Source organism: Streptomyces sp. NPDC000983, from assembly GCF_040299205.1.
GTDB lineage: Bacteria > Actinomycetota > Actinomycetes > Streptomycetales > Streptomycetaceae > Streptomyces.
The window spans coordinates 1-15,660 of the sequence record NZ_JBEPBM010000077.1; the positions used below are offsets into that span (position 1 = coordinate 1).

The 15,660-nt window shown below is 68.4% G+C and carries 15 protein-coding genes and 1 pseudogene; 10 read left to right on the top strand and 6 right to left on the bottom strand.

Features of this window, described 5'->3' with window-relative positions:
* Both ABT296_RS37295 and ABT296_RS37300 read left to right on the top strand, forming a co-directional pair.
* The coding region (locus ABT296_RS37295; protein ID WP_351934384.1) for a condensation domain-containing protein at positions 1-1,717 on the top strand (1,717 nt) is incomplete at its 5' end.
* The gene (locus ABT296_RS37300) at positions 1,714-5,586 is read left to right on the top strand and encodes a non-ribosomal peptide synthetase (protein WP_351934386.1); all 3,873 of its coding nucleotides are present in this window, start codon (positions 1,714-1,716) and stop codon (positions 5,584-5,586) included. The genes ABT296_RS37295 and ABT296_RS37300, both read left to right, overlap by 4 nt.
* On the opposite strand, the gene ABT296_RS37305 is transcribed toward ABT296_RS37300, so the two are convergent.
* The 4 genes and pseudogenes from ABT296_RS37305 to ABT296_RS37320 all read right to left on the bottom strand — a co-directional run bounded on the left by ABT296_RS37305 (position 5,583) and on the right by ABT296_RS37320 (position 9,158).
* Positions 5,583-5,783: a hypothetical protein gene (locus ABT296_RS37305; RefSeq protein ID WP_351934388.1), complete on the bottom strand. Its 201-nt coding sequence runs from the start codon at positions 5,781-5,783 to the stop codon at positions 5,583-5,585. The two genes, ABT296_RS37300 and ABT296_RS37305, sit on opposite strands and share 4 nt — an antisense overlap.
* Before the next feature lie 13 nt (positions 5,784-5,796).
* On the bottom strand, positions 5,797-6,381 hold the full coding sequence (locus ABT296_RS37310; RefSeq protein WP_351934390.1) for a helix-turn-helix domain-containing protein: 585 nt from the start codon (positions 6,379-6,381) through the stop codon (positions 5,797-5,799).
* Positions 6,382-6,905: 524 nt separating this feature from the next.
* Positions 6,906-7,556 (bottom strand): hypothetical protein, encoded by a 651-nt coding sequence (locus ABT296_RS37315; RefSeq protein ID WP_351934392.1) that lies wholly within the window; start codon positions 7,554-7,556, stop codon positions 6,906-6,908.
* Positions 7,557-7,872: 316 nt separating this feature from the next.
* A pseudogene (locus ABT296_RS37320) lies at positions 7,873-9,158 on the bottom strand (IS256 family transposase).
* 23 nt (positions 9,159-9,181) lie between these two features.
* Between ABT296_RS37320 and ABT296_RS37325 the strand changes: the two are divergent.
* Positions 9,182-9,358 (top strand): hypothetical protein, encoded by a 177-nt coding sequence (locus tag ABT296_RS37325; RefSeq protein WP_351934394.1) that lies wholly within the window; start codon positions 9,182-9,184, stop codon positions 9,356-9,358.
* A 115-nt stretch (positions 9,359-9,473) separates the two neighbouring features.
* Entirely contained in the window at positions 9,474-9,671 is a 198-nt protein-coding gene (locus ABT296_RS37330; protein ID WP_351934396.1) for a hypothetical protein, read from the top strand.
* Between the two features lie 460 nt (positions 9,672-10,131).
* Here ABT296_RS37330 and ABT296_RS37335 read toward each other — a convergent pair whose 3' ends face one another.
* Complete coding sequence (locus ABT296_RS37335) at positions 10,132-10,701, bottom strand: hypothetical protein (RefSeq protein WP_351934398.1); 570 nt, start codon at positions 10,699-10,701, stop codon at positions 10,132-10,134.
* A 222-nt stretch (positions 10,702-10,923) separates the two neighbouring features.
* Between ABT296_RS37335 and ABT296_RS37340 the strand changes: the two genes are divergently transcribed.
* Positions 10,924-12,159: an IS701 family transposase gene (locus ABT296_RS37340; protein ID WP_351934412.1), complete on the top strand. Its 1,236-nt coding sequence runs from the start codon at positions 10,924-10,926 to the stop codon at positions 12,157-12,159.
* 3 nt (positions 12,160-12,162) lie between these two features.
* Here the strand turns inward: ABT296_RS37340 and ABT296_RS37345 are convergent, their stop codons facing one another.
* Positions 12,163-12,774, bottom strand: coding sequence for a DUF4240 domain-containing protein (locus ABT296_RS37345; RefSeq protein ID WP_351934400.1), 612 nt, complete (start codon positions 12,772-12,774; stop codon positions 12,163-12,165).
* A 57-nt stretch (positions 12,775-12,831) separates the two neighbouring features.
* Here ABT296_RS37345 and ABT296_RS37350 point away from each other — a divergent pair, with 57 nt between their 5' ends.
* From ABT296_RS37350 to ABT296_RS37370, 5 genes are all read left to right on the top strand, one after another.
* A complete protein-coding gene (locus tag ABT296_RS37350; protein ID WP_351934402.1) occupies positions 12,832-13,101 on the top strand; it encodes a hypothetical protein in 270 nt (89 codons plus the stop codon).
* A 361-nt stretch (positions 13,102-13,462) separates the two neighbouring features.
* Positions 13,463-13,993, top strand: coding sequence for a hypothetical protein (locus ABT296_RS37355; protein WP_351934404.1), 531 nt, complete (start codon positions 13,463-13,465; stop codon positions 13,991-13,993).
* 290 nt (positions 13,994-14,283) lie between these two features.
* A complete protein-coding gene (locus tag ABT296_RS37360) occupies positions 14,284-14,868 on the top strand; it encodes a YrhB domain-containing protein (protein WP_351934406.1) in 585 nt (194 codons plus the stop codon).
* Between the two features lie 80 nt (positions 14,869-14,948).
* Positions 14,949-15,386, top strand: a complete 438-nt coding sequence (locus ABT296_RS37365; protein ID WP_351934408.1) for a hypothetical protein — start codon at positions 14,949-14,951, stop codon at positions 15,384-15,386.
* On the top strand, positions 15,383-15,660 hold a 278-nt coding region (locus ABT296_RS37370), incomplete at its 3' end, for a hypothetical protein (RefSeq protein ID WP_351934410.1). The genes ABT296_RS37365 and ABT296_RS37370, both read left to right, overlap by 4 nt.

Consider the following 15,660-nt stretch of genomic DNA (forward strand, 5'->3'; position numbering starts at 1 on the left):
CGGTCTGCCGCTGACGCCGAACGGCAAGCTGGACCGTGCCGCCCTGCCCGCACCCCAGGCCAGGCCGGCCGACACCACCCGCCGCGAACCCACCACCGGGACCGAAGGCGTGCTCCGCGAGCTCTTCGCACAGATCCTTGGCGTGCCCGAGGTGGGGCTGGACGACTCCTTCTTCGACCTGGGCGGGGACAGCATCCTCTCCATCCGGCTGGTCGCCGGAGCCCGTAAACGAGGCCTCACGGTCTCCGCCAGGGACGTCTTCCGGCACAAGACCGTCGCCGGAATCGCCCCGCACACCCGCGCACGCGCTCCCCGCACCTCCGCACCCCCGGCGCCCGAGACGGCACCGCGAGCGCGTGGCGGCGCCCACCGGCCCGACACCGCCACGTCCCCCGCCTCCGTACCCCTCACACCGATCATCCAGTGGCAGCGCGACCGGGGCGGCCCGGTCGACGCCTTCCACCAGTCCGTGCTGGTGCGCGTCCCCGCGGCCCTGGACCTGCCCTTCGTCGCCGGGCTCGTACAGTCCCTGCTCGACCGCCACGACTCACTCCGCATCCGTCTCGGACGCACACCGGAGTGGACACTCGACGTCCTGCCCCGCGGGACCGTACGGGGCAGCGAGCACGTCCGGCGCATCGACGTGCGAGACCTCGGCGCCGACCAGCGCGAGGCCGCCGTGGCCCGTGCCGCCAAGGAGGCCGCGGGGCGCCTGGCCCCCGGCAGCGGGCACATGCTCGAAGCCGTCTGGTTCGACGCCGGGGACACGCGGACCGGCCACCTCCTCCTCGTCGTCAACCACCTCGTCGTGGACGGTGTCTCCTGGCGCGTCCTGCTGCACGACCTGCGGGCCCTCGCCACCGGCACCCCCCTCGACGAGCCCACCGGCATCTCCTATGCCCGGTGGGGGGCCCTGCTCCGGGAGCAGGCCCCCCGGCGGACCGCCGAACTGCCCTTGTGGACCGGCGCCGCCCAAGACGCCGACGACATCCTGCGCTCCGCCACGCTCGACCCGGCACGGGACGTGATGCGCAGCCGCGCCACCGTCACCCGGGTCCTGCCCGCCGACAGCACGGCCGCCGTGCTCACCGCGGCCCCCGCCACGCTGGGCACCGGCGTCAACTCGGTGCTGCTCAGCGCCCTCGGCCGGGCCCTGCGCGCCTGGCGCACGGCACACTTCGGGGACGATCCGGCGACTGCGGCCGAGGCCCCCTTCCTGGTCGACGTCGAAGGGCATGGCCGTGAGGAGATCACCGAGGACCTCGATCTGTCGCACACGGTGGGCTGGTTCACCAGCCTCTTCCCCGTGCGGCTGGAGCCGGACGACGCCCCCGGCGCCGTACAGCGCAGGCTCGACGCGATGCCCGACAAGGGCCTCGGCTACGGCATCCTGCGTCATCTCCACGCCGAGGCCGCGCCCGCTCTGGCGCGGCTGCCCCGCCCCCAGGTCATCTTCAACTACCTGGGCCGCTTCGAGCGTTCGCCCGACGCGGACTGGACCCTGGCCGCCGACATCCCCGCCCTCGCCGGGGGTGGCGACGCCGAGATGCCTCTCACGCACCTGCTGGAGGTGTCCGGCGCGGTGCTCGACGGCAGCGCCGGTCCCGAACTCCATGTGACCTGGACCTTCCCGTCTCGCCTGTTGACCGGGGAGCAGGTAGAGGAACTCGCCGACGCGTGGTTCGCCGCCCTGCGAGACCTGGAGGAGACGGCATGAGCGGGCACTTCGCCACCGGCACCCAGGACGCCCTCCCGCTGGCGCCGCTCCAGCGCGGCCTGTACTTCCACACCGCATACGACGCGGACGGGCAGGACATCTACACCACCCAGCTCACCCTCGAAGTCACCGGGCAACTCGACGCCGTGCGACTGCGCGAGGCCTGCCGTGCGCTGCAGCGCCGTCACGACGGACTGCGCGCCGGGTTCCGGGCAGCGCCGTCAGGGGAGCCGGTGCAGTTCATCAGCCCTGATCCGCCCCTGGACTGGCGGCTGTACGACCTGACCGGACTGCCGTCCGACGCGAGGACCGACGCGGCCGCGGACGCCGCCCGCGAGGAGCGCGCCCGCCGCTTCGACCTCGCCCGCCCACCCCTGATCCGCTTCCTGCTGCTCCGCCTCGACGACCGTCGCTGGCAGTTCGCGCTGACGAGCCATCACCTGGTCCTCGACGGCTGGTCCACCTCCCTCGCCGTCGACGAACTGTGGCGGCTGTACGGGCACGGGGAGGCCGCCTTCGAGCAGCTGCCGCCGGCGCCGTCCTACACCTCCTACTTGGACTGGCTCGCCGACACCGGGCTCGACGAGGCCCGGGAGGCGTGGAGCGACGCTCTGGCGGGCGTCGACGGGCCGACGCTGGTCGTGCCGGAGGCGGCCGGACGGGCCGCGACGGTCCCCGAGCGCGTCCCGCGCACCCTGCCCCCCACCGTGTCCGCCGCACTCACCGCTGTCGCACGCGACTGCGGCGTCACCCTCAACACCGTGGTGCTGGTGGCCTGGGGCCTCGTCCTGCGCCGGCTGACCGGCCGGGACGACGTGCTGTTCGGCATGACCGTCTCCGGCCGGACGGCGGACGTGGAAGGCGTGGAGAACCTCGTCGGGCTGCTCGTGAACACCCTGCCCGCCAGAGTCGTCGTGCGCGCCGGGGAGTCGCTGACGGAGCTGCTGGAACGGGTCCAGGACGATCAGATCGACCTCATGGAGCACCATCACCTCGGACTCTCCGACATCCACCAACTCACTGGCTTCCAGGCACTCTTCGACACCACGATGGCCTTCGAGAACTATCCGGCGGGTGGCCAGGGCCATGACGCGGCACTCGACGCCGGTGTGCGCTGCACCGTCGCGGACGGATTCGACGCCACTCACTACCCGCTGTCCGTCGTCTGCACGCCCGGCGACACCCTCGGCGTGCGGCTGGAGTTCCAGCCGGCCCACGTCACCCGCGACCAAGCCGAGCGGATCGCGGACTGGTTCGTGCGACTCCTCGCGGGCATCGCGCACGACCCGCACCGCGACGCCGCGGACCTCGCTGACCATGCGTTCCTCCCCGAGGACGAGCGCCGAAGGCTCCTCGTCGAATGGAACGACACCGCCGCCCCCGCCCCCGCGACCGCGCTGCCCGCGCTGATCGAGGCCCAGGCCGACCGGCACCCGCAGGCCCCGGCGGTCGTTCACGCGGGACACACGACGACGTACGCCGAACTCGACGTCCGCGCGAACCAGTTGGCGCGCCTCCTACTCGATGCGGGGGCGGGCCCCGAGACGACTGTCGCGCTGCTCCTGCCGCGCACCCCCGACGCCCTGGTCGCCCTGTTCGCCGTACTCAAGACCGGGGCCGCCTACCTGCCCCTCGACCCCCGCCAGCCCGCCGACCGGCTGGCCCTGGTGCTCGCCGGGGCGCGGCCTCGCCTCATCGTGACCTCCGACGCCGTACGGTCCCTGCTGCCGCCCGGCGCCCCATTGGTCGTCGTCGACGACCCGTCCACCGCCCGCGGCCTCGCCGCACGCGACCGAGCCCGGATCACCGACCACGAGCGGGGCGGGCCGATCTTCCCGCACCACGCGGCCTACGTCATCCACACCTCGGGCACCACCGGCACACCCAAGGGCGTGGTCGTCGAGCACGCCGGTGTCGTGAATCTGATCGGCGCTTACGAGGCCGAGTTCGGCGCCGACTCGGTCGCCCGGGTCCTCGGGTCGATCTCCTTCGCCTTCGACGCGCACATCGAGGACACCGTCCTGCCCCTCGCGCTGGGCGGTTGCGTGGAACTGGTCGACGACCTCCTGGCACTCGTCGAACGCGACGGCTGGCACGGCAGCCTCCTGACCACGGTCCCCTCCGCCCTGGCGAGCATCCTGCCCGCCCTGACCGGCGAACTCGCCGTGCAACGAGTCCACTTGGGGGGCGAACCACTGCCCGGCGCCCTCCTGCGGGACATCCACCACCGCATACCCGGCTGCACGGTGACCAATGTGTACGGCCCCACCGAGACAACCGTCTTCGCTCTGACGTGGCAGGCCGACGACGGGAGCGCCGAGGGTGAACCTCCGGTCGGCCGACCCATCCGCAACACCAGGGCCTATGTGCTGGACGAGCGGCTGAACCCGGTGCCCGTCGGGGTGCCCGGCGAACTCCACCTGGCCGGCGCCGGCGTGGCCCGGGGCTATCTGCGCCGGCCGGGCTGGACCGCGGAGCGCTTCGTGGCCTGCCCGTTCGGTGAGCCGGGTGAGCGCATGTACCGCACCGGCGACCGGGTGCGGTACCGGGCGGACGGCGCGATCGAGTTCCTGGGGCGTCTGGACGACCAGGTGAAGATCCGGGGACACCGGGTGGAGCCCGCCGACGCGGAGGCCGCTCTGCTGCGTCATCCCCTGGTGGCACAGGCCGTCGTCACGCCGTGCGACGACCGCGCCGGGGGCCGCGGGCTGGTCGCCCACGTCGTCGCCGTAAGCCCCGAACTCACCCTGGACCAAAAGGATTTGCGGCGCCACGCACGCGCCCTGCTGCCCGACTTTCTCGTGCCCTCCGACTACGTACAGATCGAGCGGATGCCGCTGACACCGAGCGGCAAGCTCGACCGTGCCGCCCTGCCCGCCCCACCGCCCCCGCCCCGGGCCACGGCGGTGCCGCTCGACCCGTGCGAGGAGATGCTGAGCCGGCTCTTCGCGGAGATCCTCGGCGGGCCGGCGCCGGACGCCGGGGCGTCCTTCTTCGACCTCGGCGGGGACTCCCTGCTCGCGACCCGGCTGATCGGCAGGATCCGGGCGGTGACGGGAGCGGTGCTGTCCGTCCGCGCGCTGTTCGAGGCACCGTCCGTGACAGCCCTGGCCCGACGGCTCGGCGACGACCATCCGGCCGCCGGTCTCGGCCCGCTCCTGCCACTGCGCGAGGGGGCGGACCGGCGGCCGCTGTTCTGCGTCCACGCGGTGAGCGGCCTCGCCTGGCCCTACGCCCGCCTGCTCCCGCACCTCGACCCCGGCCTACCGGTGTACGGCCTCCAGGCGGCCGACCTCACGGAGCCGGGCCAGGCGCCCTTCAAACCGGACGAAGTGGTGCGCAGGCATGTGGAGTCGATCCGCTCCGTCCAGCGACACGGTCCCTACCGGCTCCTGGGCTGGTCCCTGGGCGGGCAGCTCGCCCACGCGATCGCCGCCCGGCTGACCGAGGAAGGCGAACGGGTGGAACTCCTCGCCCTCCTGGACACCCACCTGCCGACGGCTGCTGGGGAGCCACCCGGCGAGGAAGAGAACGAAGTCCTGCGGACCCTGGGCTTCTCCGCCGCAGGGGAGCCTCCCGCCTTCCTGGCCGTCCTCGGCGACACCGTCGTCACCGGTGTGCGCGCGGCGGCCGCATCCGCGCTGGAGTTCCTGCGGGACGGCCGGCCACCCGTACTCGGGGGCGACACCGCGGTCACGTTCTTCCGTGCCGCGGGGGAAGCGGACGGCGGGGCGGATCCCGCGGCCTGGCAGCCGTACTGCACCGCAGCGGTCGCCTCGCACGACATCGGATGCGGCCACCATGAACTGCTTGATGCCGACCCACTCGGCCGCGTCGCGGCCTTGCTCGGGCCGGGACTGTTGCCCTAGGGGAGGGCGATCGCGGCCCTGGCGGCGGACGGGGAAGGGGAGGCAAGGCGCAGGCCGACCTCGACGAGGGTCCACCCGAGGCGGGAACGCAGGGCGCGGGGGACCCGGGCCGAGACGGCCAGGCGGTACGCGTCTGCCTCGGTGCGGAGGTCGGCGGCGCGGAGATGGTGCAGGGCGAGGTCGGTCTCGGGATGCATCAGCAATCGCCTCTCATTCCGTGGTGATGGGGAACGCGTGGGTGTGGATGCGCACTCGGGCGCTGTCGGCGTCGGACTCGTCGCTGACCTGGTTCCGGTACTCGTCGACGAGCGCGTGCATCTTCTCGATGAGCTCCCGGGTGAGTTCGGGTGTGAGCCGCAACGTGGCGCTGCTCATGTCCCAGGCGAGGTTCCACTCGTCGGGCCAGGTGGTGCGGTCGCCGAGCCAGGTCGACAGATCCCTGGTCTGGGTGTTCGCCACCTCGTGCAAGTACAGCTCGGCGGCACCGCGCAGATCCGGGCCGGCGCCGGTGAGCACGGAGTCGTCGAAACGCAGCCCCCGGTGGACCGCCTTCCACCACCGCTCCCGCCCCTTGCCGTGCTCCGGGGCGTCCTCGATGAAGCCGTGAGCGGCGAGTTGGCGCAAGTGGTAGCTGGTGGCACCGCTCGACTCGTTCAGCTTTCCCGCGAGTTGGGAGGCTGTGGCCGGTCCGCCGAAGCGCAGGGCGTCCAGCAACTGCATGCGCAGCGGGTGGGCCAGCCCGCGCAGTGAGCGGGCGTCAAGACTGCGGATCTGTGCGTCCGGGGGCTCTTCCATGGGTCCAACGTAGCGATGCAAAGGAGTAGTTGCAAGGAATCCTTTGCAACGGGTTCTTTGTGGCTGAATCTCGCTCTGTGGCGAAAAGGTGCGGGGTCGAAGAGCGGCGCGCGCGGGGGCGGGTTCGGGTCCGTGTGAGCGACGATGTCGGCGGACCTGGCACGAGGGCTTGCCTTTCGGGGCGTGACGGCTCAAAGGGAGAGGGGCGCAGCCGGGAGCCGCAGACTGGGACTCAGCCGGGCCTCAGATCACCGGTGAGCGTCGTGTACGTGGTGGTTTGGCGCAGTGTGGTACGAGCGTCTCTTGCAGGTGGCAGGCCGGTACGCACCTGTGCACGAGAACGGCCTCACGGCGGGCGCAGACGGCGCTGCTGCCGCCTGCGCCCGCGTGTCGTTCGGGTCTGTACGGTGAGTGGTGTAACTCCCGTGATTCCCGCCAAGGTTCACCTGCTGAACAAGCCCAACGAGCCGTTCGCAGACCCGTCACAACCACCAACATGTCATGTCGGCCCCAGGGGCAGGCACTCACGCCTCAACGGAGTCGTCGGACCGGGTGAAGCGAACCCAGCGACAGCTCCAGTCGTCATCCGCGTATGACTGTGCTGGTCCGTACATCTCTTCCTCGGGCATGTACTGTCCCCGAGTTCCTTCGTGCCATCCGCAGGTGACGCGATACGTGCCCGGCTTGACCCACAGCACCGTACCGAGACCCGGTTGGCCGTCCAGGTTGAGCTGGACAGGGGAGTTCAGCCGCGCCAGGGCCTTGAGCGACGCGACTCTTTCCTGCGGCGTGGCGTACGAGCCGGTCTCATGAGCATTCACTGCTGCCCAGACGACAACGACCCGGCCGTTGAGGAGCTCCAGCTTTCCTATTTCCTGTTCTTCGGTCGCAGTCGCCCCGGCGGCACGCCGACGCGGCGCGTCCGTCCTGCCGTCGGGGATCCATGAGCGCATGATCAGAAAGTTGTCGTCCTCGCCGGCGGGAACATTGCGGTACCGGGCGTAGGCAATCTCCGCGCTGCCCTCGCGGTCCATTTCCCAGATGAGGCCAGCGTATTCCCCGTGTTCACCGAAACACACGAACGCGGCTTCGAGATCATCGTCGTCCGGGTGGACCGTCGACCAGGCGCGGGCGTAGTCGCAGGCAGGATCCAGTTCGTAGTCGGGGCTGTGCACTGCACCGCCCCAGTCCGAGAAGGAGTCGACCTCGCAGACGAGCAGCGGTCCACCGAGGGATCCAACCCTGGCGGACTCCCACACGTAAGTGGGCTGGGACCTGGAATCTTCGTTTCTCACATGCGCGGCTGCCGATCAATGACGAGGATCACGGAAATTTGGATGCTTACCAGCATGAGCCATAGCGGCGTGACCAGCATCGGTGGAACTACGTAGTCCGATACTGATGCTGCGGGTCGGCCACAGCGCCACGGCCTGTGCCCCTGCTGATCGGGTAGGGTCTGTCCAGCCAACGGTGTAACTCGGGTGCTGTGATTTAGCGGCGGCCGACGGAGAGTCGGCCGTCGAAGGCGATGTCGAAAGCCTGCAGGGCGGGCTTCCAACGCAGGGTCCAGCGTTTGCGTCCCTGGCCGGTGGGGTCGAGGCTCATGACGGCCATGTAGACGCATTTGAGGGCTGCGGCTTCGTTCGGGAAGTGCCCGCGGGCCCGAACGGCTTTCCGTATGCGGGCGTTGACCGACTCGATGGCGTTGGTGGTGCAGACGACGCGCCGGATCTCGGCGTCGAACTGGAGGAAGGGCACGAACTCGGCCCAGGCGTTCTCCCAAAGCCGCACGATCGCGGGATACTTGGCGCCCCACTCCTCCTGGAACTCCAGGAACCGGTCCTCCGCCGCACTTGCGGTCGGAGCCGTGTAGACAGGCTTCAGCGCGCGGGAGATCTTGTCCCAGTCCTGGCGGCCCGCGTAGCGGAACGACGCCCGGATCAGGTGGACGACACAGGTCTGCGTGACCGCCTGGGGCCAGACCGCCGAGATGGAGTCGGGCAGGCCCTTGAGCCCGTCACAGACGATCATGCAGACGTCCTCGACTCCGCGGTTCTTGATCTCGGTCAGGACCTGGAGCCAGTACTTGGCGCCCTCGCCGCCGTCGCCGGCCCACAGGCCGAGGATGTCGCGGGTGCCGTCCACCGTGACCGCCAGGGCGACGTAGATGGGCCGGTTCGCGACCTGCCCGTCGCGCACCTTCACGTGCACGCAGTCGATGAAGATCACCGGATAGACCGGGTCCAGCGGCCGGTTCTGCCACTCGGCCATCCCGTCCATGACCTTGTCGGTGATGGTCGAGACGGTCTGCTTGGACACGCTCGCGCCGTAGACCTCTGCCAAGTGCGCGGAGATGTCGCCGTGCGTCAGACCGCGTGCGGACAGCGACAGGACCATCTCTCGACGCCGGTCAGGCGCCGCTGGCGCTTCTTGACGATCTGCGGCTCGAAGCTGCCGTCGCGATCACGCGGGACCGTGATCTGAACCGGGCCGACGTCGGTCAGCACGGTCTTGGACCGGGCCCCGTTGCGGCTGTTGCCGCTGCCGGCACCGGCCGGATCGTGCTTCTCGTAGCCGAGGTGGTCGGTGATTTCGCCTTCGAGGGCGGACTCCAGCACGCGCTTGGTCAGCTGCTGCAGCAGCCCGCCATCGCCGGTCAACTGCAGGCCGCTCGCGCGGGCCCGGTCGACCAGTTGCCCGATCAACTGGTCATCCAGCAGGTCCGTCGGCAACTCGGCCGGGCGGACCTCTTCAACCGCCTCGGCAGAGACAGTCACGTCACTCATCAGGTGCTACTTCCATGATCGGGAGTTACACCGAAGACCGTACAGACCCCCACCTACCCCGCGTCATGGCCGGCCTGCGCAACCTGGCCATCGGCGTCCACCGCCAGGACGGCCACACCAACATCGCAGCCGCCCTCCGCCACACCGCCCGAAACCACCTCCGGCCCCTCACCGCCCTCGGCCTGGCATGACGAACCCGGACACAAGATCACTTCTCAAAGACCCTGGTTGTACGGTCACTTCTACGGCAGTGTTTCGCTACCTGATGACGAGTATCAGCGGGCCCGTGTTCTCACCATCGCGGGCATGCTCGCCGACGTGGTGGACTACGGTCTCGTGATTACCGAGACCAATCCCGATATCAAGTTCTATGCAGGATGGCGCGACTTCGCTCTGTCTCTACGGCGTACTTCACCAGCGATGCTCCACCTGGTGCGGGAGCGCCCGGCATGGTGGGCCGCACTGAACAAGTACTGGGCTGAGCACCCGGAAACCGGCGCGTAGCTCACCGGAACTTGTTGCGCTCGAAACACACCGCCTTGCGGATATAGAACGTGTGGCCGCCTTGGTGGCCGTGGGGCCTGTAGAGAGGTTCGGCGATTCAGCTGCCGAAGGTGACGGCGGCGGGGGGGAGGCGCGCCCCGGCCCATCGGCGCCGCCCCACCTCGTGGCCGGTGGACACGAGGTGGGGCAGCGGTGTCCGTGCGGCGGGCGGGAACGCTGCTGAGTTGCCGGTGCAGGATGCTCCAGACCGAGGTGTTGAAGGGGTGGCGGGTTGCGTCTTGAGAGGGTGCTTAATATTCCAGCTGTAGATCGTGATCTTCATGGGTGGGCGGCTTGCTGCCTGGTCCTCGCCGAGAACCACCGGAGATGGACACGGTCAGCGCACCAGCCAGAGGAGAGCGGGTTTGGCGCAGTCGCAGCCCGATCTCACCCCTCTCGTTCCGGCGGGCTGACGGGCCGGTCAGCATTCCGTGGCGTCCGTAAGATCGTCGATGCCGGTGACCTTCGTTCCGTTGAACTCCACCAGCACGCCGAGTTCGGTCAGGCCGGAGGCGTCGCAGTCGGCGAAGCGGAGTGTCCAGCACCGGCCGCTGCCGAAGGTCACCTCCGGGCCGCCCAGGGCCGTGTCGGCGGGCAATGCAAGCTTGTCCACGGCAGTGTCGCGCGCCAGCCTGCCGAGCTCGGCCCAGTGTCGCAGGGTTCGGGCGACAAAGTAGAAGTCGGGCGGCAACTCACCCGAGGTCACCATCAAACTGACGGTCAGCGATTCGTTAGCATCGGTCGGCCGATAGTCGCTGATTGTCCAACAACGGTACTGCTCTGGAGCTGGCACCTCGACGAACCTGCCCACCTTGGGGACGACGAGTTCCGCGGGCATCTCGGCAAGCATCTGGCCGAGCCGACAGGTCACTTCGCTTTCTGCCCAGCTCTTCACCATGCGCTCCGGGGTTGTGTGGTAGAGCTCGGCGAGCGCGAGGAGTCCGCGCCAGGTGGCGTCGTCCAGGTTGATCTGCAGGTCGGGTCGGCTCATCACTCCATCGTGGCAGAGCGTTGCTGTCCGCTTCTTCGTGCTCCGTTGGCATCCGTCACCGGATCAGAATGAAGACCTCCAACCGTGGTCCGCTGGTTGGGCCGGTGCGGAGATGGGTGCGGCCACCGTTGATCATCGTGAGTTGTGTGGACTTACGAAGAGACGGTGGCCGCAGGTCACAGCATAGGTCCCGCGCGTTGGCGGGAGGCGTTCGAGGGCCTGATGGGGCGGATCGCGGGCCGGTTCAAGCGGGTTGAGCCCCGGCGCTGGGCCGGGCGGCCGGTGCTTGGGCTGCTGTCGGACCTGCCGCGCAAAAACTGCTGGTCGATCGCGGAGTGGGCCGGGGAGGCCAGCCCGCACGGCATGCAGCACCTGCTGTGCCGGGCCGTCTGGGATGCCGACGCTGTCCGTGACGTGCGCGAATACGTGGTCGAACACCTCCGCGACGAGGCCGCGGTGCTGGTCGTCGACGAAACCGGTGACGTGAAGAAGGGCACCCACACCGTCGGTGTCCAGCGCCAGTACACCGGCACGGCCGGAAGGATCGAGAACTCCCAGGTCGCGGTCTACCTCGTCTACGCCACGAAGCGGGGACACGCAGCGGCCGACCGGGAGCTGTACATCCCGCGCTCCTGGACCTGCGACCCGGACCGCTGCCGGGCAGCAGGGCTCGGCGAGGACACCACCTTCGCGACCAAGCCGGAACTGGCCCGCACGATGATCGAACGGTTCCTGGATGCCGGACACCACGTCGGCTGGGTCACCGGGGACGAGGTCTACGGCGGCAACCCGAAACTGCGGACCGCTCTGGAAGAACGCGGCGTTGGCTACGTTCTCGCGGTGGCCTGCTCGGCCGAACTGCCCACTGACGCAGGCAAGTTCCGCGCCGATGCCCTGGCGCGGAAGGTGCCCCAGCGGGCCTGGCAGAAGCTCTCGGCCGGCCCTGGCGCGAAGGGACAGCGATTCTACGACTGGGCCGTCATCGACCTTGCCGAAGCAGCACCGGGCCACCACCAGCTTCTGATCCGTCGCAACCGCACCACCGGGGAACTCGCCTACTACCGCTGCCACTCCACCACGCCGGCACCCCTGGCCACCATGGTCACGGTCGCAGGTTCCAGATGGCGGGTGGAGGAAACATTCCAAAGCGAGAAGGGGCTCGCCGGACTCGATGAGCACCAGGTGCGCCGCTACCCCTCCTGGGCCCGCTGGGTCACCCTCGCCATGCTGGCCCACGCCTTCCTCTCCATCGTCCGCGCCGACGAACACGCACACCGACCCGCACCGGACGACCTGATCCCCCTGACCTGCAACGAGATCCAGCGCCTGCTCATCACTGTTGCTGTCCGCTCCGATCACGGCCTGGCCCACCGGCTCGCCTGGTCCACCTGGCGACGTCGCCACCAGGCACGATCACGAGCCAGCCATCACCACCGACAAGCCGCATCCGAGACATGAAGATCACGATCTACAGCTGGAGTATTTAGCGAGCGATCGTAGAGGAAACATCGCGCCCAGTCTCGGCAACTTGAGTGCTGCCTCGTCTTCGCGTCGCACGTCCCAGCGCTCACCAAGCGGCCCTGAACTGGCGCCTCCACCATGCTGTTCGGCCTCGACAGCCTTATAAAACGCGTCGCCGCAGTCGTCGTCGACACCCGTCAGAACCCCGTACGCCTCCATGGCGACGTAGTCGAGAGATTCCCACCCCGGCCAGTCGTCGTTCCACATCTCCCGCGGGCGGCCCACCAGGCGCTGGACCTCCGGAGCATCGGCCAGTGCATCGGGATCGGCCACTGCCCGGGAGAAGGCCTCCCGGCCGAGACCCACCATCCACAATCCGAAGTAGCAGAACCCGTCATCCGAACACCAGCCACCGAAGATCCGGTCCGCCGCTGCCCACAGATCCCACGTGAACGCCTCGTGCGTCACGCCGTCCAAGCGCACCTGGAACTGCACAACCTCAGGCAGCGACCTTCGCAACAGTTCGCCACGGAGCCAAGCGAGCCGTTCGTCCGGCCCCGGCGCATGCCGTCGGCACTCCTCGATGAGCTCCCAGAAAGAATCAATGTCCACGGCAGAACAGTGCCAGGCACCTCTGACAATGCATGGTCGACGGACTATGTTCGAACGGTGGAGAATCAGGAGATCATCATCCGACTCAGCCCGGATGAGGCGCTGGTCCTGTCAGACTGGCTGGAGCAGGTGCAGATGACAGACCTCAGCCGTCTCGTCGACGACACCGCGGTCTGGGCGCCCCTTCACCGCATTGCCGGAACGCTCGACAAGTCACTGCCGGGGATCTTTGCGGCGGACTATGCCGAACGTCTGGAAGCGGCCCGCAGCAGGCTTCGTCCAGTCCCGGACGACAGCGCCAGTGACGAGGAGGGTGCGGAGGCATGAAGCCCCTCTCGCAGATGACTGAACGCGAGTATTTCGCCAGCGTGTGCCAACGTCCCGGCATGTTCGTCGGCAAGACCTCCTTCCACCTGCTGACCGCGTTCCTGACCGGCTACGACCAGCATGCTCGGTCACCGACGCCCTCGGCCGCACGGCAGAAACCCTCACGTACGCCGGCACCCAGCCCAACGACACCGCCTACGGCGCCGCATCTGGCACGCCCTACACCAGCGTTCGCTACACCCTCACACGCGACGGCAAACCGGACACCCCACCGGTCGCCGTCACGCACACCCCCTCATGCGGTCCTGACCGGTGCGGCACAATCGCGATCAACTGGGCAGGCAACGGTGGGGGTGGGAACGTGGGGCGTTTTGGCTGGCGTAGCCGACGTGAGGGCATACCGGACGAGCCGGCACTACTGGCGGCGGCTGCGGAGAATCCCGGTGGCAGCGTCGCCGAGATCGACTCGACGTATATCGACGATCCGAACGGCTACGTGCCGACCGAGGCGATCCGCGGCGCGTGGTTGGTGGACAGCAGCGGGAAACTGACAGGTGAGTACCAGGAGAATCCCCGTCACGGGGTACCGCAGGACGACTTCAGCAAGCTCACTGACCCTGATCACTGGCTTGGCTGGCTCGGCGATGATCCCGCGACCGCCGTTCGGAAGGGCATCGAAGAGTCCTTGCGCGCCCAGGTAGCAGATGCAGTGGTCGAGTGGGTCAAGATCCTTGAGACGCCTCGGTTTCTCACGGGTGGGCGCCGACATTCTGAGGCCGAACAGGTCATGCTGGTGACCCGCGCGGCACTCGCCGCACCGTTTGCGTTGTCCGTACGCACCACACAGCACGGGCGTTCCGTCCTCCGGGGGTGTTCTCGTGGGCGGCGGTGAACCTCTCACCGCCCGGGGTTCGCAAGGATCGGCACTGGTTTGACCTGGGTGTCGAGCTGGGCTGGGCCGGCGATCGGCTTCAAGGGCGGCTCTACGAAATTGATGGTGCGGACGGCACCGCCGAGCGGTAGAGCGGGAAGTACTCGGCACCGGCGGCCAGAACGGATGCGAACAGGGGACTTCAGGATCTACTCGCCTGAGCAAGAAGGCCCGTCAGGCCCCTTCGTCCGTGGCGCTGGACCATGCGAATTCGCTGGTCGTCAAGAGGGCCGGTACGGGATGCTGCACGCGTGATCGAGCGAGAAGCCGCCGTTCAAGCTGTCGAAGAGCAGCTGAAGCGCGACTATCAGCAGTGGCGGGCCGCGAGCGCGGACGCGATGAGAATGGCCGTGGTCCGTGTCGAGGAACACGAGCTGGCGTGGATCATCTCCTGGCAGTCCGAGGACTTCGTACGCACCCGGAACTCGAAGCACGCGCTCATTGGCAATGGGCCGTATCTGGTCGACCGCGTCGACGGGGGGCTGCACCAGATCGGCGTCGTCTCCGCGGTAACCGGAGAATGGGAGGCCGACTACCGGGCTCGGATCCGCGGGCTGCCGGTGCGCACCGCAGTGGACGATCTACACGAGGCGCTCCGCGGAGTTGCCGCTACGCGCGGACGGATACATGCTGTGCGCACACTGCGCCAGAGGCTGCCTGTGCTCGCGCCCGCGGAAGCCCTCGAATACGTGAGCGCGTTGCTGGAGGGTGATGCGCCCGCCCGTCTTGTGGCCGTCGCCACCAAGGAGCTCGTGGAGCCTCTCAACCCGGTACTTGCGGTGAAGACCATTCTGAGCGGGGCGGCGATCCGAGCCGATCAGAGACCCGAGGGGTGACTGGAAAGCCAGCGGGCGTGCTGGATTCCGATACAACCCGGGCGGGCCCGGCTCCTGTGGATAGTGAGGTGGATGTGAGCATGCGTGAAGATCATCCCGTTGACCTGCTGCTGGTTTCGCTAGACGCAGTCCCGAGTGATTCGGCTGTCGGCCTACTTCTGTCTGTAGTGGAGGGTCTGGCTCATTCTCGATCGTGGGTCATCGGGCCTCCCGGATTCGTCGACGAGGTAGACGCCGACGGCCGAAGGACGGTGGGCCTTACTTTGTCACTCTTTACGGCCTTGCCGCCATGGCGCGATGAGATTGATGAGACGGTCGATCGCGCACATTTAGAAGAGGTTAAACTCGTCATCCATGAGATGTGTCGCATCTCTGCTGAGATTGAAGTTCCCTTTACGGTCTATCTCGCCGGGGTTTTGGTCGGGCGAATCGATCGCGGTGAAATGGATTCACTGCTTAGCATTGGCCTCATCGGAGAGTGGGAGCGAATTTTGGAGGGCTACTCAGGACCTTCGTGATCGTGCTGAGATACGTGCTCGGTGGGACTCGAGTGAGAGGCTCGGCAGGAAGCCGAGGCGTTGCAGCCGAAGTGGTGGACAGGCGGAAGGTTGCATTTCATTCGATTCTCCGCCTGGAAGCACATATCGAGGGCGGCGACATCGGACGTGGAGGCGGGACCATACCTGCGGGCACGGGGACAGTGAGCCGTTTCCATCTTGATCAGCTGGTGAGTTCGAGAGTGACGATGGCGCGGACGACGGTGGTGATCCTCGTGGTGCTGCAGCGCAGTTT